The 16,344-nt window shown below is 69.2% G+C and carries 15 protein-coding genes; 8 read left to right on the forward strand and 7 right to left on the reverse strand.

Features of this window, described 5'->3' with window-relative positions; all coding sequences use genetic code 11:
- Positions 1-64 precede the first annotated feature (64 nt).
- Together H9658_RS10745 and H9658_RS10750 are read right to left on the reverse strand one after the other, a co-directional pair.
- Positions 65-1,060 (reverse strand): aldo/keto reductase, encoded by a 996-nt coding sequence (locus H9658_RS10745; protein ID WP_191825350.1) that lies wholly within the window; start codon positions 1,058-1,060, stop codon positions 65-67.
- A gap of 241 nt (positions 1,061-1,301) precedes the next feature.
- Positions 1,302-2,384, reverse strand: a complete 1,083-nt coding sequence (locus H9658_RS10750) for an aldo/keto reductase (RefSeq protein WP_179568866.1) — start codon at positions 2,382-2,384, stop codon at positions 1,302-1,304.
- Positions 2,385-2,492: 108 nt separating this feature from the next.
- Here H9658_RS10750 and H9658_RS10755 point away from each other — a divergent pair, with 108 nt between their 5' ends.
- Entirely contained in the window at positions 2,493-3,395 is a 903-nt protein-coding gene (locus tag H9658_RS10755; RefSeq protein ID WP_191825351.1) for a LysR family transcriptional regulator, read from the forward strand.
- A gap of 91 nt (positions 3,396-3,486) precedes the next feature.
- On the opposite strand, the gene H9658_RS10760 is transcribed toward H9658_RS10755, so the two are convergent.
- Both H9658_RS10760 and H9658_RS10765 read right to left on the reverse strand, forming a co-directional pair.
- Positions 3,487-4,056 (reverse strand): flavodoxin family protein, encoded by a 570-nt coding sequence (locus H9658_RS10760; RefSeq protein ID WP_191825352.1) that lies wholly within the window; start codon positions 4,054-4,056, stop codon positions 3,487-3,489.
- Positions 4,057-4,164: 108 nt separating this feature from the next.
- On the reverse strand, positions 4,165-5,073 hold the full coding sequence (locus tag H9658_RS10765) for a LysR family transcriptional regulator (RefSeq protein ID WP_179568860.1): 909 nt from the start codon (positions 5,071-5,073) through the stop codon (positions 4,165-4,167).
- A gap of 180 nt (positions 5,074-5,253) precedes the next feature.
- On the opposite strand from H9658_RS10765, the gene H9658_RS10770 reads away from it, so the two are divergent.
- From H9658_RS10770 to H9658_RS10780, 3 genes are all read left to right on the forward strand, one after another.
- Positions 5,254-6,060 (forward strand): DODA-type extradiol aromatic ring-opening family dioxygenase, encoded by an 807-nt coding sequence (locus H9658_RS10770; RefSeq protein WP_191825353.1) that lies wholly within the window; start codon positions 5,254-5,256, stop codon positions 6,058-6,060.
- 108 nt (positions 6,061-6,168) lie between these two features.
- On the forward strand, positions 6,169-7,413 hold the full coding sequence (locus H9658_RS10775) for a putative DNA modification/repair radical SAM protein (protein ID WP_191825354.1): 1,245 nt from the start codon (positions 6,169-6,171) through the stop codon (positions 7,411-7,413).
- A gap of 485 nt (positions 7,414-7,898) precedes the next feature.
- A complete protein-coding gene (locus tag H9658_RS10780; RefSeq protein WP_191825355.1) occupies positions 7,899-9,341 on the forward strand; it encodes a UdgX family uracil-DNA binding protein in 1,443 nt (480 codons plus the stop codon).
- 128 nt (positions 9,342-9,469) lie between these two features.
- Here the strand turns inward: H9658_RS10780 and H9658_RS10785 are convergent, their stop codons facing one another.
- Together H9658_RS10785 and H9658_RS10790 are read right to left on the reverse strand one after the other, a co-directional pair.
- Positions 9,470-10,015, reverse strand: coding sequence for a fasciclin domain-containing protein (locus tag H9658_RS10785; protein WP_369916694.1), 546 nt, complete (start codon positions 10,013-10,015; stop codon positions 9,470-9,472).
- A 348-nt stretch (positions 10,016-10,363) separates the two neighbouring features.
- Positions 10,364-11,032: a class I SAM-dependent methyltransferase gene (locus H9658_RS10790; RefSeq protein ID WP_179568848.1), complete on the reverse strand. Its 669-nt coding sequence runs from the start codon at positions 11,030-11,032 to the stop codon at positions 10,364-10,366.
- Positions 11,033-11,306: 274 nt separating this feature from the next.
- Here H9658_RS10790 and H9658_RS10795 point away from each other — a divergent pair, with 274 nt between their 5' ends.
- The 3 genes from H9658_RS10795 (at position 11,307) to H9658_RS10805 (ending at position 14,914) form a co-directional block, all read left to right on the forward strand.
- On the forward strand, positions 11,307-12,944 hold the full coding sequence (locus tag H9658_RS10795) for a Na+/H+ antiporter (protein ID WP_179568846.1): 1,638 nt from the start codon (positions 11,307-11,309) through the stop codon (positions 12,942-12,944).
- Positions 12,945-13,208: 264 nt separating this feature from the next.
- Positions 13,209-14,156, forward strand: a complete 948-nt coding sequence (locus H9658_RS10800) for an ABC transporter ATP-binding protein (protein ID WP_191825357.1) — start codon at positions 13,209-13,211, stop codon at positions 14,154-14,156.
- A complete protein-coding gene (locus tag H9658_RS10805) occupies positions 14,153-14,914 on the forward strand; it encodes an ABC transporter permease (protein ID WP_179568842.1) in 762 nt (253 codons plus the stop codon). Before H9658_RS10800 ends, H9658_RS10805 begins: the two co-directional genes overlap by 4 nt.
- 335 nt (positions 14,915-15,249) lie before the next feature.
- Here the strand turns inward: H9658_RS10805 and H9658_RS10810 are convergent, their stop codons facing one another.
- Positions 15,250-15,492 (reverse strand): DUF3297 family protein, encoded by a 243-nt coding sequence (locus H9658_RS10810; RefSeq protein WP_179568840.1) that lies wholly within the window; start codon positions 15,490-15,492, stop codon positions 15,250-15,252.
- A 146-nt stretch (positions 15,493-15,638) separates the two neighbouring features.
- On the opposite strand from H9658_RS10810, the gene H9658_RS10815 reads away from it, so the two are divergent.
- Positions 15,639-16,184, forward strand: coding sequence for a DUF6630 family protein (locus H9658_RS10815; RefSeq protein ID WP_191825358.1), 546 nt, complete (start codon positions 15,639-15,641; stop codon positions 16,182-16,184).
- Positions 16,185-16,344 lie beyond the last annotated feature (160 nt).

The raw sequence follows: 16,344 nt of genomic DNA on the forward strand, positions 1-16,344 counted from the left end.
CCCGCCCCCCCCCCCCGCGTCCCGGCCGGCCGCAGGCGCGGCGCGGCCGGATCGGAGCAGCAGGTCAGCGCTGCAGCGTCGCCATCATCGCCGGCGGGTAGCGGGTGCCGGCGGCGGCGTCGGCCGGGAAGATCGCCTCGATCTGCGCCAGATCCTCGGCGCTCAGCGTCACCTGCAGCGCGCCCAGGTTCTCTTCCAGGTAGGCCAGGCGCTTGGTGCCCGGGATCGGTACCAAGTCCTCGCCCTGCGCCAGGACCCAGGCCAGCGCCAGCTGCCCGGGGGTCACGCCCTTGGCCTGGGCCAGCGTGCGCACCTGTTCCACCAGCTGCAGGTTGCGGGCGAAGTTCTCGCCCTGGAAGCGCGGCGAATGGCGGCGATAGTCGTCGGCCTCGAAGTCCTCCGGCGAGCGGATCGCCCCGGTCAGGAAGCCGCGGCCGAGCGGCGAGTACGGCACGAAGCCGATGCCCAGTTCGCGCACCGTCTCCAGCACCTGGTCGCTCTCCGGATCGCGCGACCACAGCGAGTACTCGCTCTGCAGCGCGGTGATCGGGTGCACCGCATACGCGCGGCGGATGGTGCCGGCGGCGGCTTCGGACAGGCCCAGGAAGCGCACCTTGCCCTGTTCCACCAGCCGCGCCATCGCCCCGACGGTGTCCTCGATCGGCACGTTCGGGTCCACCCGGTGCTGGTAGTACAGGTCGATGTGGTCCACGCCCAGGCGCTGCAGGCTGCCCTCGCAGGTGGCCTGCACGTATTCGGGGCGGCCGTCGACGCCGCGCACGCTCGGATCGTTGGGATCGAGCTTGATGCCGAACTTGGTGGCCAGGAACGCCTGGTCGCGGCGCCCGGCCAGCGCCTTGCCGACCAGCACTTCGTTGGTGTGCGGGCCGTACATGTCGGCGGTGTCGATCAGGGTGACGCCGTGGTCGAGCGCGGCATGGATCACCGCGATCGAGGCCGCGTCGTCGTTGCGGCCGCCGTAGAACGCGCTCATGCCCATGCAGCCGAGGCCGAGGGCGGACACGCGGGGGCCGTTGCGGCCGAGAGTGCGGGTTTGCATCGGGAAACTCCTGTTGCGAAGTGGGAGGGACGGGAGAAGAAAAGACGCGGCGCGGACGCTGTCGTCGCGGGGCAGGGAGGATGCGGGCGTGGCGCGGCGGTGGGTTATCGCGATCGCGCAGGATCCTTGTCCGATCCTGCAAACGTGCCGCCGCGCCGCGATCTGCGCAGGCGCCGACCATGCCATGGCCGACGTTTGCGCACAGTCAGTGCCGCGTTCGGTCGCGCGTCGGCGCCGCGGTTCAGATCGCCGGCGTACGCGGGCGCAGGCGGGTGCCGCCGGACACCAGGTGCCGCGGCATCGGCAGGCGCACGAACGCGTGCGGGAACGGATGCGCCACCGCGCTGACCGCGTCCAGCCGCTGCAACTGCGCCGCGTCCAGTTGCAGCTCCAGCGCGCCGAGGTTGTCGTCCAGCTGCGCCAGGGTGCGCGCGCCGACGATCGGGATCGCGCCGCCGCCCGGCCGCTGCAGCAGCCAGGCCAGCGCCACCTGCGCCGGCGAACGGCCGATCTCCGCGGCGACCTGCTTGACCACATCGGCGATGTCCAGCGCGCGCTCGGTCAGCATTTCGTGCGCATGCGCGGCATCGCCGCGTTCGGCGCCGGCCTGGCCATCGGCGGCGCGGCGCTGCACCGCGGCCAGGTCCTGACGGCTGTACTTGCCGGTCAGGATGCCCATGGTCAGCGGCGACCAGGCCAGCACCGCGAGCCCCAGCGCCTCGGCCATCGGCACCAGCTCGGCTTCGACCGTGCGCTGCGCCAGGCTGTATTCGATCTGCAGCGCCACCAGCGGCGACCAGCCGCGCAGGTCGGCCAGGGTCTGCATCCGCGCCACCTGCCAGGCCGGCGTGTCGGAGATGCCGGCGTAGACGATCTTGCCGGCGCGGACCAGGTCGTCGAAGCCGCGCATCACTTCCTCCACCGGCGTGGTGTCGTCCCAGATGTGCAGGTACAGCAGGTCCAGGTAGTCGGTGCGCAGCCGCTTCAGGCTGGCCTCCACCGACTGCAGCAGGTTCTTGCGGTGGTTGCCGCCGCCGTTGGGATCGCCGGGGAAGGGGTTGAGGGTGTACTTGCTGGCGATCACCAGGCGGTCGCGGCGGCCTTCGGCGAAGGTGCCGAGCAGGGTCTCGGAGCTGCCGTTGGTGTAGGTGTTGGCGGTGTCGATGAAATTGCCGCCAAGCTCGACATAGCGCGCGAACAGGCGGCTGGCTTCGGCGGCGTCGGCGCCCCAGCCCCAGTCGTTGCCGAAGGTCATCGTGCCCAGCGAGATGGGGCTGACGCGCAGGCCGGAGCGGCCGAGCAGGCGGTAGTGGTCGAGCGACATGGGGAGCTTCCTGGCAAGCGGATCGGACCGCGGGAACGGCAGGATGCGCCGCCCGACCAGGCAGATAAACTGGCATAGTCTGCATCTTCCTTGAAGTTGAGCTTCACAATGGCTGCCAGTCCCCTGCCTGCCGTGGTCGCCTTCGCCCGCGTCGCCCACCACGCCAGCTTCACCCGCGCCGCCGACGAACTGGGCGTCTCGGCCTCGGCCCTGTCGCAGACGGTGCGCGCGCTGGAAGCGCAACTGGGCGTGCGCCTGCTGCACCGGACCACGCGCCGGGTGGCGCTGAGCGAGCACGGCGCGCGCTTCCTGGAACGGGTGAAACCCGGTCTGGCGCAGATCGAGGCGGCGTTCCTGGACCTGGACACGGTGCGCGAACGCCCGGTCGGGCGCCTGCGCATCACCCTGCCGCGGGTGGTCGCCGACCAACTGGTGATGCCGTGGCTGCCGTCGTTCCTGGCGCGCTATCCGCAGATCGAAGTGGAGCTGTGCGTGGACCCGGCGTTGGTGGACGTGGTGGCCGAGGGCTTCGATGCCGGCATCCGCCTGGGCGAATGCCTGGCGCGCGACATGATCGCGGTGCCGCTGGGGCCGATGCAGCGCCAGGTGATCTGTGCGGCACCGGGCTATTTCCGGCGCCATCCGCCGCCGCAGACGCCGGCCGACCTGGTCGAGCACGACTGCATCGTGCATCGCATGAGCAATGGCCGGCGCATGGCCTGGGAGTTCACCCGCGACGGCCGCGATTTCGAAGTGGAGGTGACCGGTACCCTGGTGTTCAACGACAGCGGCCTGACCCATGCGGCGGCGCTGGCAGGGCTGGGCCTGGCGCAGGGCTTCGAATCGGTGGTCGCCGCCGATGTCGCCGCCGGCCGCCTGGTCCGCGTGCTCGACGACTGGCAGCAGCCTTTCGCCGGCTTCTATCTCTACTATCCGGCGCGCGAACACCTGGCGCCGAAGCTGCGCGTGTTCATCGACCATCTGCGCGCGGCGAACGCGGCGGCGCAGTAGCCGCCGCGTCCGTTCGTGTGCGGCGCCGACACCGGTCGCGCAACCCCGCAACCGGCGTCGCCCGCATGGCGTGGGCGACGCCGTGCGCGGCTCAGCGTTTCAGCTTGGCCGCGTATTCGGCCACGCGCTTGCCGAGCAGCCTGGCGGTCTCCAGGTCGCCGGTGCGCGGCGCTTCCTCCGGCGAGGCGTCCGACGGCGAGATCGCCAGCGCGCCGCCGGAGCCGGCGGTCCAGTTGGTGTCGGCCGGGCCGTGCGCCTTGGTGTTGGCCGGCAGCAGGCCGGTGCCGACCCAGACCTGGCCGTGCTGCTGCGACAGGGTCCAGAAGTATTCGATGGTGGAGAACTTGTCGCCGTTGACCGAGGCCGAGTTGGTGAAGCCGGCGGCGACCTTGTCCTTCCACGCCTGCGCGAACCACGGCTTGGAGCTGGCGTCGGCGAACTTCTTGAACTGCCAGGCCGGGCCGCCCATGTAGGTCGGGCTGCCGTAGACGATCGCATCGGCCTGGCCGATGGCTTCCCAGGCGCTTTCCGGCAGGTTGCCGTCCTGGTCGATGCGGTACAGCGTGGCCTCGCCGACGGCGGCGGCGCCGGCGTGCACCGCCTCGGCCTGCTTGACGGTATGGCCGTAGCCGCTGAAATAGACGATGGCGATCTTGCTCATGGGCGAACTCCTGAAAGGAAGGGGGATGAAGCGCGGGCATTGTGCGCATGCGCCGCCGCTTCGATCAGCGCCACGTGCGGGATGTTGTGTCCGAGCGGTGGCCGCGGATCAGGGCGCGGCGGCGGCGTGCATCTCGCGTTCGATGCCGACTTCGACCAGGTAATCGATGAAGCTGCGCACCTTCGGCGCCAGGTGGCTGCGGCTGGCATAGACCGCGTAGACGCCGATCGGGGCGAGCCGGTGGTCGGGCAGCACCCGCACCAGGCGGCCGTCCTCCAGCGCGTCCTGGGCGATGAAGTCCGGCTGCAGGACGATGCCCATGCCGGAGATCGCGGCCTCGCGCAGCACGTCGCCGCTGTTGGCGCGCAGCCCGCCCTGCACGCGAACCCGGGTTTCGCCGTCGGGGCCATGCAGGACGATCTCGTCGAGCGGCATGTAGCTGTAGGTCAGGAATTCGTGGCCGGCGATGTCGGCGGCCAGGCGCGGCATGCCGGCGCGTTCCAGGTAGGCCGGCGAGGCGCACAAATACGCCTGCACCTCGCCGAGCTTGCGTGCGATCAGGGTCGGGGTGACCTGGCGGGTGATGCGGATCGCCATGTCGTAGCCTTCCTCGACGATGTCCACCATGCGGTCGGACAGCGACAGGTCCAGCGCGACCTGCGGATAGCGCGCCCGGTAGCCGGCCAGCCGCGGTCCCAGCCGGGCGATGCTGAAGCTGAAGGGCGCGTTGATGCGCAGGGTGCCGGACGGGGTCAGCGCCTGCTCGCCGACCGCCGCCTCCATGTCGTCGAACTCGGCCAGCAGCACCTGGCAGCGCTGGTAGTAGGCGGTACCGACGCTGCTCGGGCTGACCCGGCGCGTGGTGCGGTTGAGCAGGCGCAGGCCCAGCCGCTTCTCCAGCCAGGCGACCTGCCGGGTGACGCTGGCGGTGGACATGCCCAGCGCGTCGGCGGCAGCGTTGAAGCCGTTGCGGTCGACCACGGTGACGAACACGCGCATCGCTTCCAGCGTATCCATTGTTGCCGTTCCCGAAATAGATATCCGGGCGCAGGGTAATTTATCCCCCCTCGTGACGGGAATACCCTGTGGATCTGCCGCCATGGCCCTTGCGATCCAGGGCCACGCGTGCCGGCGCCGCCGGCCCCGGCAGCGTCCCGATCGGCGGACGCCGCGCCTGATCCCCCTGGAGAACCTGTCATGTCCCGTCTGCCCTCGCTGTACATCTCGCATGGTTCGCCGATGACCGCGCTGGACCCGGGTCTGGTGGGCGTGCGCCTGGCCGAACTGGCGGCGGCGTTGCCGCGTCCGCGCGCGATCGTGGTGGCGTCGGCGCACTGGCTGGCGCGGCGGCCGCTGGTCGGCGCTGCGGCGCAGCCGCAGACCATCCACGACTTCGGCGGTTTCCCGCGCGCGCTGCACGAGATGCAGTATCCGGCGCCGGGCGCGCCGGCGCTGGCGCGCGAGGTCGCCGAACGGCTCGAACGCGCCGGTCTGCAGCCCTTTGTGGACGAGCGCCGCGGCCTGGACCATGGCGTGTGGGTGCCGTTGTCGCTGCTGTACCCGCAGGCCGACATCCCGGTGCTGCCGCTGTCGATCCAGCCGGAACTGGGCCCCGCCCACCAGCTGGCGATGGGCCGCGCGCTGGCGCCGCTGCGCGACGACGGCGTGCTGCTGGTCGGCTCGGGCAGCATCACCCACAACCTGCACGACTTCGGCCGCTACGCCGAGGGCAAGGACGCGCCCTACGTGCGCCCGTTCATCGAGTGGGTGGAGCAGGCCTTGCGGCGCGAGGACCTGCCGGCCCTGCTCGACTATCGCCGCCAGGCGCCGTTCGCCGAGCGCGCGCATCCCACCGACGAGCATTGGCTGCCGATCTACTTCGCGATGGGCGCCGCCGGCGAAGAGGGGCTGGGCGCGCAGCGCATCGATGCCGGCATCGATGCCGGGCTGCTGGCGATGGACCTGTACCGGTTCGACGGCGCGGTGCGGCGCGCCGCGGCCTGAGCGCGACCGCCGCAGCGCGCCGGCGCGCGCCTGAGCGGTTCATCGCGGTGAAGGAAAATACGCCTCGCCGTCTCACAGGCTGAGACGGCCAGCGGGCATCGTCCACGCGTGAATACCCTCGAAAAGCTCGCCGTGCTCGCCGACGCGGCCAAATACGACGCCTCCTGCGCCTCCAGCGGCGCTGACAAGCGCCATTCGCTGCGCAGCGGCGGTATCGGCAGCACCGAGGGCATGGGCATCTGCCATTCCTACACGCCCGATGGCCGCTGCGTGTCGCTGCTGAAGATCCTGCTGACCAACTTCTGCGTGTTCGATTGCGCGTACTGCGTCAACCGCGTCTCCAGCAACGTGCGTCGCGCGCGCTTCGCCCCGGCCGAAGTGGTCAAGCTGACCCTGGATTTCTACAAGCGCAATTACATCGAGGGCCTGTTCCTGTCCAGCGGCATCATCCGCAACAGCGACTACACGATGGAACAGCTGGTGGAAGTGGCGCGGCAGCTGCGCGAGGAGCACCGCTTCGCCGGCTACATCCATCTCAAGACGATTCCCGATGCGGCGCCGGAACTGCTGGCCGCGGCCGGCCGCTACGCCGACCGGCTGAGCATCAATGTCGAGCTGCCGACCGAACAGGGTCTGACCCGGCTGGCGCCGGAAAAGAGCGTCGGCGGCATCCGCGCGGCGATGGGCGAGCTGCGCTGGCGCATCGAGGAAAGCAAGGAGGCGCGCAAGGCCGAGCGCAAGCTCAGCGCCAAGCCGCCGCGGTTCGCGCCGGCCGGGCAGAGCACGCAGATGATCGTCGGCGCCGACGCTGCCGACGACCGCGCGATCCTGCGCACCAGCCACAATCTCTACGGCAATTATCGACTGCGGCGGGTCTACTACTCGGCGTTCAGTCCGATTCCGGATGCATCGTCGAAGCTGCCGCTGCAGGCGCCGCCGTTGCAGCGCGAGCATCGCCTGTATCAGGCCGACTGGCTGCTGCGGTTCTACGATTTTTCGGTGGAGGAGATCGCGCCGGAGGCGGCCAGCGGCATGCTCGATCTGGACGTGGATCCGAAGCTGGCCTGGGCATTGCGGAATCCGGAGCGGTTTCCGGTCGATCTGAATACGGCGGCGCGGGAGATGTTGTTGCGGGTGCCGGGCCTGGGCACACGCAATGTGGAGCGGTTGTTGCTGTCGCGGCGGCATGCGCGGTTGCGGGTCGGGGATCTGGCACGGTTGCGGATGCCGATGAAGAAGGTGCTGCCGTTCGTCAGTGTGGTGGATCATCATCCGCGCCGGCGGTTGGACGATCCGCAGCGGTTGCGGGCGCAGTTGGCGCCGGCGCCGCGGCAGGGTGGGTTGTTTGATTGACGCTGTGCTGTGGCGCTGTAGTGGCTGGGTTGTTGCGATGATTGCTGCGATGGCAACTGCAACTGCAACTGCAGAGGCAACGGCAGTTGCCGAAGCAAGATCAAGAGCAAGATCAAGAGCTTTCGCGCCGGTCGGCGCGAGTCACTTTTGTCTTGGCAAAAGTAACCAAAACCGCTCCCGCCCGACACGAGCCGGTGCGATACAGCCGCACCGGTCCCCTGCGCTCCTCGCGGCGAACGGCACGGCGCCCAAACTCGCTTCGCTCAAACAGGGGCGCCTCTTCGGCCGCTCGCCACTGCGGTGCTCGGCTCGCTTTAAGGCGGGAAGTTTTAACAGCAAGATCACCGGCAACAGCAACAGCAACAGCAACAGCAAAGGCAATAGCAAAGGCAACCGCAATAGCAACGGCAACGGCCGTTGCTTTGGTGATGGTGGTGCTGGTGGCTGTTGGGTTGGTGCCGGTGCGGTGATGCGAGGGTTGAGCTGTGTTTCGGGCTGAGGTGGTGCCTGCGTGGAGTTTGGAGGCGTGGCGGGGGGCGGCGCGGGCGGCGTGGTGTGCGCAGGTGGCGCCGGAGTCGCTGGTCTGGGAGGGGGATGCGCAGGGCGGGTTGCTGGCCGGTGCCGATGTGGCCATGTTGCCGGCCACGGTGGCGGCGCCGCGGGTGTCCGCCGAGTTCCTGGCGTTGGCGGGGGCGGTGCTGTGCCATCGCGATCCGCAGCGGCACGCGTTGCTGTATCGGCTGTTGTGGCGGATCGCGTCGGGCGAGCGCGCGCTGTTGCAGCGGGTCACCGATGCCGATGTGCATCGGGCGCAGCAGTGGGCGCAGGCGGTGCGCCGCGACAGCCACAAGATGAAGGCGTTCGTGCGCTTCCGCGAGGTGCCCGGCGAGGACGAGGCGTTCGTCGCCTGGTTCGAGCCGGAACACCACATCGTCGATCGCATCGCGCCGTTCTTCGCGCGCCGTTTTGCCGGCATGCGCTGGGCGATCCTCACGCCTTACCGCAGCGTGCGTTGGGACGGCGCCGCGCTGCAGTTCGGCGCTGGTGCGCAACGGGCCGATGCGCCGGCCGACGATGCGCAGGATGCGTTGTGGCGCACCTACTACGCCAACATTTTCAATCCGGCACGGCTCAATCCGGACATGATGCGCCAGGAGATGCCGCAGAAGTACTGGAAGAACCTGCCGGAGACGCAGTTGCTGCCGGGCCTGATCCGCGAGGCCGGGCAGCGCGTGCGCGCCATGGCCAAGCGCGCGCCGGAGCCGGCGCGTCGGCGCATTCCCGCGCCGCCGCCGCCGGTCGATGTCGATGTCGATGGCAGCCTGGATGCGCTGCGCGCCGCGGCGCGCGAGTGCCGGCGCTGCCCGCTCTGGCAGCCGGCCACGCAGACCGTGTTCGGCGAGGGGCCGCACGATGCGGCGGTGATGGTGGTGGGCGAGCAGCCCGGCGACGAGGAGGATCTGAGCGGGCGGCCGTTCGTCGGTCCGGCCGGGCGCCTGTTCGATCGCACGCTGCACGAACTCGGCATCGCCCGCGCCGGGCTGTACGTGACCAATGCGGTCAAGCATTTCCGTTTCGAGCAACGCGGCAAGGCGCGGTTGCATCGCAATCCCGAGCGTGCGCAGGTGGAGGCATGCCGTTTCTGGCTGGCCGGCGAGCTGGCGCGGGTGCGCCCGCGCATCGTGCTGTGCCTGGGCGCGACCGCGGCGCACGCGGTGCTCGGCAACGGCTTTGCGCTGATGGCGCAGCGCGGGCAGTGGCAGGCGCTGGCCGACGGCACCCGTGCCCTGGCCACCGTGCATCCGTCATGGGTGTTGCGCCAGCGCGGCACCGATACGGTCGATGCCGCCTATCGAGGCTTCGTGCAGGACTTGCGCGTTCTTGCAGAACAGATGCAGACGCCGCGCGCAGCCAGTGCCGACGACTGACCGTCTGTGCGCGTTCGCCCGCCATTGCAGCGGGCAGGCCGCGCCGTCTGTCGCCATTCGCATGCACGGCGCAAAACGAGGACGGCCAAAGCCGTCCTCGCGATGCCAATGCACTCCCCGAGGTGTGCTTACGGCATCAAAACCTTGTCCACCACATGGATCACGCCATTGCTCTGCATCACGTCGGCGGTGGTGACGTGGGCGGTATTGCCCTTGCTGTCGGTGAGGGTGACCTTGCCGCCGCGGGTCTTGGCGACCAGCGTTTCGCCCTGCACGGTGGTCAACTTGGCGCTGCCGCCGCCGGCCTTGATCTGCGCCAGCAGCGTCGCCGCATCGAGCTTGCCGGCGACCACGTGATAGGTCAGGACCTGAGTCAGCTTGTCCTTGTTTTCGGGCTTGAGCAGCGTGTCCACGGTGCCCGCCGGCAGTGCGGCGAAGGCGGCGTTGGTCGGTGCGAACACGGTGAACGGGCCTGCGCCCTTCAGCGTGTCCACCAGGCCGGCGGCCTTGACCGCGGCGACCAGGGTCGTGTGATCCTTGGAGTTGACCGCGTTGTCGATGATGTCCTTGGTCGCGTACATCGGGGCGCCGCCGACCATCGGATTCGGCTTGGCCTCGGTCATCGCGGCGTGGTCGTGCATCGCGGCTTGGCCGGTGGCGGCCATGGCGGGCATCGAGACGAGGCCGGCGAGGGCCAGGGCCAGCAAGTGGATCTTCATGGGTTTGCTCCTTTAGGGGATGCGCGGCCAGTCGACCGTGCACACGCTTTACGGGCGCAGCGCTGGCGCGGTTGCATCACGCCACCCAGATAATGATGAATGCGGGTATGGCCCCCGCGCGCCAAGGGCACTCCGGCAAGCGTGCCTGCGCAGAGGCTGCGCACACGCTGCAGCCGGCAAGACCGCGCGCGGCGACGGGCTCGTGCGCCATGCCGCGCCGCAGGTGTTGCGTCGTTGGGGACTCACGCAGGCAGCGCCGCCTGCCAGCGTGGGCAGGCGGCGGACGGACACAGCGCCGTCGGCTCAGCGGCGCTGCAGCACGTAGCTGTTCTCGAACCCATGTGCGCAGCCCAGCACATGGAAGTCGTTGAAGTAGCCGGTGGCCCTGAGCAGGTCGACCGCGGGCCCAACTTCCGGCGAATGCTGGTGGTCGCCGTAGTCGTCGAACACCACGAACCCGCCGCTCACCACGCTGGGCGCATACAGCAGGAAATCCAGCAGCACGTTGCGCCCGGTGTGGCCGCCGTCAATATGCAGCAATGCCACTTCGGGTTTCATGTTGTAGAAGTGCTGGGCGCAGAACTCCGAGTAGCCGCGGATGAACTGCGCATTGGGCAGCAGCAGCTGGCGATAGTGGTTGAATTCCTCGAACTGGTTCGGCAAGGCGAACGGATCCAGGCCGATCACCCTGCGCTGGCGGTTGCTGACCTCGTTCATCAGCACCAGCGACTTGCCCTTCCACACCCCGATCTCCACCAGGTCGCCCGGAATGCCCTCGAGCAGCAGGCACAGATAGCCCAATAGCCGCACATGATCGTGGAACGACAGTTCGCGCCGCGGCATCGCCTGTTCGGCGGGCAGGGTCGCCTGGGCCTGCTCGAAATGCTGGCCGATCAGGGTCCAGATCTGCGAGACGCTGTCGCCGACCGCCTGGTCGTCGATGAAGGTGTTGAGCTCTTGAATGGTCAGCATGGAGTCTCCGACGGCGACGCTGCGCGGGTTTCGGTGTGGGAATGGGGCGGATCGATACTATCGCGTGCCGCGATGCGGCCGGGTAGCGCAGCTTGCGCCGCGACCGCGACCGCGGCACGGCGCCAGCAGGGCGTGTGCGGGCCGCTGCAGGCGCGCCGCCGGCTAAATGCCGCGCGCCGCTGTCACTGGACATCGCGCCTGCGGTGCGCTTTGCTTGCCGCTTCCCCCATTCATGGTGCGGTGCCGGCGGTGCGGCACCGCCGTCCGGACGAGCATGCATTCGATCGAAGTGGTGTTGGCGATGTTGCTGGCGGTGGTGGCCAGCGGCTATCTGGTCCGCGTGTTGCCGTTCTCGCTGCCGTTGCCGCTGGTGCAGATCGGCCTGGGCGCGGTCATCGCCGGGGTGTTCAAGAAGGGGTACGCGCTGGAGCCGGAGCTGTTCTTCCTGCTGTTCCTGCCGCCGCTGCTGTTCCTGGACGGTTGGCGCATCCCCAAGCAGGGCCTGTTCCGCGACAAGGGCGCGATCCTGGAACTGGCGCTGGGGCTGGTGGTGTTCACCGTGGTCGGCGCCGGTTTCCTGATCCACTGGATGATTCCGGCGATGCCGCTGGCGGTGGCGTTCGCGCTGGCCGCGGTGGTGTCGCCGACCGATCCGGTCGCGGTGTCCTCGATCGCGGCGCGGGCGCCGATCCCGAAGCGGCTGATGCACATCCTGGAGGGCGAATCGCTGCTCAACGATGCGTCGGGCCTGGTCTGCTTCCAGTTCGCGGTGGCCGCGGCGATGACCGGCGCGTTCTCGCTGGCCGACGCCTCGCTGACCTTCCTGTGGGTGGCGCTGGTCGGCGTCGCCGCCGGCGTCGGCGTGACCCTGGGCGCGAGCCTGGCGCAGCGCTGGATCTGGCGCCAGGTCGGCGAGGAGCCCGGCGCGGCGATCCTGGTCAACCTGCTGCTGCCGTTCGCCGCCTACCTGCTGGCCGAGGCGATCAACGCCTCCGGCATCCTCGCCGCGGTCGCCGCCGGCATCAGCATGAGCTACGTGGAACTGAGCGGCCGCGCCCCGGGCAGCATGCGCGTGCAGCGCTCGGCGGTGTGGGACATGGTCCAGTTCACCCTCAACGGCATCATGTTCGTGCTGCTCGGCGAGCAGTTGCCGGGCATCGTGCAGGGCGCGGTGCACAACATCGACGAGGCCGGACACCTCAATCCGTGGTGGCTGCTGGGCTATGCGCTGGCGATCTATGTCGGCCTGCTGTTGCTGCGCTTCGTGTGGGTGTGGCTGTCGCTGCGCTGGAACCTGCTCAAGGCGCGGCGCCGCGGCGAGGCGCATCTCAGCCCGCCGTGGCGGATCGTCGTGGCGGCCTCGCTGGCCGGCGTGCGCGGTGCGATCACCCTGGCCGGCGTGCTGACCCTGCCGCTGCTGCTGCCCACCGGCGCCGCGTTCCCGGCGCGCGACCTGGTGATCTTCCTGGCCAGCGCGGTGATCGTCACCTCGTTGCTGGTCGCCAGCGTGGCGTTGCCGCGGCTGCTGCGTGGCCTGGAACTGCCGGAGGAACCCAGCGACCGCCTGGAGGAGGACCTGGCCCGGCGCGAATCCTCGCGCGCGGCGCTGGCGGCGGTGGAGAAACTGCGCCAGCGGCTGGTCCACGACAGCGAACATGCCGATCTCTACAACGAGGCGGCGATCCGGGTCAGCGCCCTGTACCAGCGCCACCTCGACCATGGCGAGGCGATGGAGAGCGACCCGGAAGAGGCGCGGCGGCTGGACGACGTGCTGCGCCAGCTGCGCCACGCCGGCCTGCAGGCCGAACGCCAGGAGCTGTTCAAGCTGACCCGCCAGCGCAAGATCTCCGACGAGATCGCGCGCCGCCTGATCCGCAATCTGGATCTGCTGGAGGCGCGGCGGAAGAATTGAGAGCCGGGATTGGGGATTGGGGATTTGAGGAGCGCCGCGCTGGATGCCGGCCCGGCCGGCGGACGCTGGAGCTTGCCATGTCCGTGACGTCGTTGCTGCTAGGCTTTTCCAATCCCGAATCCCCATTCCCGAATCCCGGCCTCACCACTATCCCGCCTGCGGGAGACTGCTTCCGCCTATCGCGGTTTATCGGAGCGTAGCGGACCTCTACCCTGTCGGACGTTCGTCGCGGTGGCCGATCCGATCCACCGCGCAAGGAGTCGTGTGTCGCCGATCATTTCCATCCAACAGCTCACCAAGACCTATAAAGGCGGCTTCCAGGCGCTGAAAGGCATCGACCTGGACATCCAGCGCGGCGAGATCTTCGCCCTGCTCGGTCCCAACGGCGCCGGCAAGACCACGCTGATCAGCGTGGTCTGCGGCCTGGTCAATCCCAGTTCCGGCACCGTGCTGGCCGACGGCCACGACATCGTGCAGGACTACCGCGCCGCGCGCGCCAAGATCGGCCTGGTGCCGCAGGAACTGGCCACCGACGCGTTCGAGACGGTGTGGGCGACGGTGCGCTTCAGCCGCGGCCTGTTCGGCAAGCCGAAGAATCCCGCCTACCTGGAGCAGGTGCTGCGCGAACTGTCGCTGTGGGACAAGCGCGACAGCAAGATCTCCACCCTGTCCGGCGGCATGAAGCGGCGCGTGCTGATCGCCAAGGCGCTGGCGCACGAACCGAGCATCCTGTTCCTGGACGAGCCCACCGCCGGCGTGGACGTGGAGCTGCGCCACGACATGTGGCAGATGGTGCGGCGCCTGCGCGAGCAGGGCACCACCATCATCCTGACCACGCACTACATCGAGGAAGCCGAGGACATGGCCGACCGGGTCGGGGTGATCAACCGCGGCGAGCTGGTGCTGGTGGAGGACAAGCGCACGCTGATGCGCAAGCTCGGCAAGAAGCAGCTGGCGCTGACCCTGCAGGCGCCGCTGACGGCGCTGCCCGCGGCGCTGGCGGCGCAGCCGCTGGAACTGTCCGCCGACGGCGCCGTGCTGACCTACACCTACGACGTGCAGGCCGAGCAGACCGGCATCGGCAGCCTGCTGCGGCAACTGGAAGAGCAGGGCGTGGAGATCAAGGACCTGCATTCCAGCGAAAGCTCGCTGGAGGAGATCTTCGTCAACCTGGTGCGCCCTGCCGCCGGCCGCACGGAGGCGCGCGCATGAACCTGCATGCGATCGCCGCGATCTACCGTTTCGAGATGGCGCGTACCTTCCGCACGCTGACCCAGTCGATCGCCTCGCCGGTGCTGTCGACCTCGCTGTACTTCGTGGTGTTCGGCGCGGCGATCGGCTCGCGCATGGGCGACATCGACGGGATCCGCTACGGCGCCTACATCATCCCCGGGCTGGTGATGCTGTCGCTGCTCAACGAGAGCGTGTCCAACGCCTCGTTCGGCATCTACATGCCGCGCTGGGCCGGCACCATCTACGAGGTGCTGTCGGCGCCGGTGGCGTGGTGGGAGGTGGTGATCGGCTATGTCGGCGCGGCGGCGAGCAAGTCGGTGCTGCTGGGCCTGCTGATCCTGCTCACCGCGCGCGCGTTCGTGCCCTACGAGATCGCGCATCCGCTGTGGATGTTCGGCTTCCTGGTGCTGACCGCGCTGACCTTCAGCCTGTTCGGTTTCATCATCGGCATCTGGGCCGACGGCTTCGAGAAGCTGCAGGTGATCCCGCTGATGGTGGTGACCCCGCTGACCTTCCTCGGCGGCAGCTTCTACTCCATCAGCATGCTGCCGCCGCTGTGGCAGAAGATCAGCTGGTTCAATCCGGTGGTGTATCTGGTCAGCGGCTTCCGCTGGGCGTTCTTCGGCAAGGCCGACGTGCACATCGCGGTCAGCGCGAGCATGACCGGGGTGTTCCTGGCGCTGTGCCTGCTCGTGGTCTGGGCGATCTTCCGCAGCGGTTACCGGCTCAAGTCCTGAGCCGTCGCCGGCGCGCGTTGCCGCTGTGACGCTTGTGCGGGCCGCCGCCGCGATCCGGTGCGGTGGAAAGGCAACGCGAGGACGGATCTGGTCGCTACCGGGGCCGAAGCCCCACGCGACACGCCCTGTGTAGGAGCGGCTTCAGCCGCGACAGAATAGGTCGGTGACTACGTACCCGGCCTGCGGCGCAGGCGGACGCGGTGCGCCAGCCCGACCGTATCCAGACGGGCTGCGGCACACGACAGGGGGGCAGACCAGGACCACCATGAGTGCATCGATCGCCAACGCGGGCAGCTGCCATCGCGCGATGCCGCGCGCTCGCCGCGCCCGCGCGGTCAGTTGCTCTCGAGGTAGTACGCCTCCACGGCGCCCTTGATCTTCATCGTCATCGGATTGCCGCGGCGGTCGCGCGCCTTGCCGACCTGCACGCGGATCCAGCCTTCGCTGACCGAGTACTCCTCCACGTTGTCGCGCTCCACGCCGTTGAAGCGGATGCCGACGCCGCGCGCCAGCGCCTCGGCATCGTGGAACGGGCTCTGCGGGCTGATCGCCAGGTGATCGGGAGGGGTATCGCTCATCGTCATGGGTTCGCTTGGCGGCGGGTGGAGCCGTCTTCCGGGGGCGAAGGATAAACGCCTGCGGCGTCGCTGCCGAGTTTCGCCGCGCTTCCGTCGCCGCGCCCGGCGCGTCACACTGCGCGTCCCGCACTGCCCGATCCGCCGCCATGCCCGACAACAGCGCCGACTACGAAGATCCCGACGACCTCAGCGGCGACGCGGACGACGACGATCCGGATACCCAGCAGGGGCTGATCTGGAACCTGCTGCTGCTGATCAATCCCGGCGACGACGAGACCGCGCTGCGCCAGTTCAACGCCTACCGCGAGGCGGCGGGCGAAGTGGAGAGCGACGGCGACGGCTGGCTGTGGACGCTGAAGGACGCCATCGACTGGACCTCCGGCTTCTACGTGGACGGCGGCGATACCGAAGCGCTGATCGGCGCGATCAACGAACTGGCCGCGCGCTGGAACCTGCGCCTCGACTGGGGCGGCGACGTCGACGACGAGGACTTCCTCGGCGCCCACGACACCGCCTCGCTGCTGGCGGTGGCCTACGACCGCCTGCGCGAGTACGGCTACAGCATCTGGTGCTGGGACACCGGCGGCGACGACCGCGCCGGCTGGATGGCGCTCAGCCGCGACGACGAGGACATGCAGCGCCTGGCGGCGATCCTGGGCATCGACCTGCGCCCGGGCAGCGACCCGTTCTAGGCGCGGCAATCGCGACGCGCGAAGCGGTGGATGTTCCGACTTTGGATGCAGTCGGGACTGAAGTCCCTCCCACAGTGCACCCCGCCAACTTGCTGCAAGCTCCCTGCAGGAGCGGCTTCAGCCGCGACGAACGGAGTCCGGAACTGCGCCGGCATCGTCG

This window comes from Xanthomonas bonasiae, from assembly GCF_014836395.1.
Lineage (GTDB): Bacteria > Pseudomonadota > Gammaproteobacteria > Xanthomonadales > Xanthomonadaceae > Xanthomonas_A > Xanthomonas_A bonasiae.

Excerpts from the sequence above, each read along its gene's own strand:
- H9658_RS10745 (WP_191825350.1), bottom strand. The coding sequence starts at position 1,060 with ATGCAAACCCGCACTCTCGGCCGCAACGGCCCCCGCGTGTCCGCCCTC.
- H9658_RS10750 (WP_179568866.1), bottom strand. The coding sequence starts at position 2,384 with ATGTCGCTCGACCACTACCGCCTGCTCGGCCGCTCCGGCCTGCGCGTC.
- H9658_RS10760 (WP_191825352.1), bottom strand. The coding sequence starts at position 4,056 with ATGAGCAAGATCGCCATCGTCTATTTCAGCGGCTACGGCCATACCGTC.
- H9658_RS10770 (WP_191825353.1), top strand. The coding sequence starts at position 5,254 with ATGTCCCGTCTGCCCTCGCTGTACATCTCGCATGGTTCGCCGATGACC.
- H9658_RS10785 (WP_369916694.1), bottom strand. The coding sequence starts at position 10,015 with ATGCCCGCCATGGCCGCCACCGGCCAAGCCGCGATGCACGACCACGCC.
- H9658_RS10790 (WP_179568848.1), bottom strand. The coding sequence starts at position 11,032 with ATGCTGACCATTCAAGAGCTCAACACCTTCATCGACGACCAGGCGGTC.
- H9658_RS10765 (WP_179568860.1), bottom strand. The coding sequence starts at position 5,073 with ATGGATACGCTGGAAGCGATGCGCGTGTTCGTCACCGTGGTCGACCGC.
- H9658_RS10805 (WP_179568842.1), top strand. The coding sequence starts at position 14,153 with ATGAACCTGCATGCGATCGCCGCGATCTACCGTTTCGAGATGGCGCGT.
- H9658_RS10810 (WP_179568840.1), bottom strand. The coding sequence starts at position 15,492 with ATGAGCGATACCCCTCCCGATCACCTGGCGATCAGCCCGCAGAGCCCG.
- H9658_RS10815 (WP_191825358.1), top strand. The coding sequence starts at position 15,639 with ATGCCCGACAACAGCGCCGACTACGAAGATCCCGACGACCTCAGCGGC.
- H9658_RS10755 (WP_191825351.1), top strand. The coding sequence starts at position 2,493 with ATGGCTGCCAGTCCCCTGCCTGCCGTGGTCGCCTTCGCCCGCGTCGCC.
- H9658_RS10795 (WP_179568846.1), top strand. The coding sequence starts at position 11,307 with ATGCATTCGATCGAAGTGGTGTTGGCGATGTTGCTGGCGGTGGTGGCC.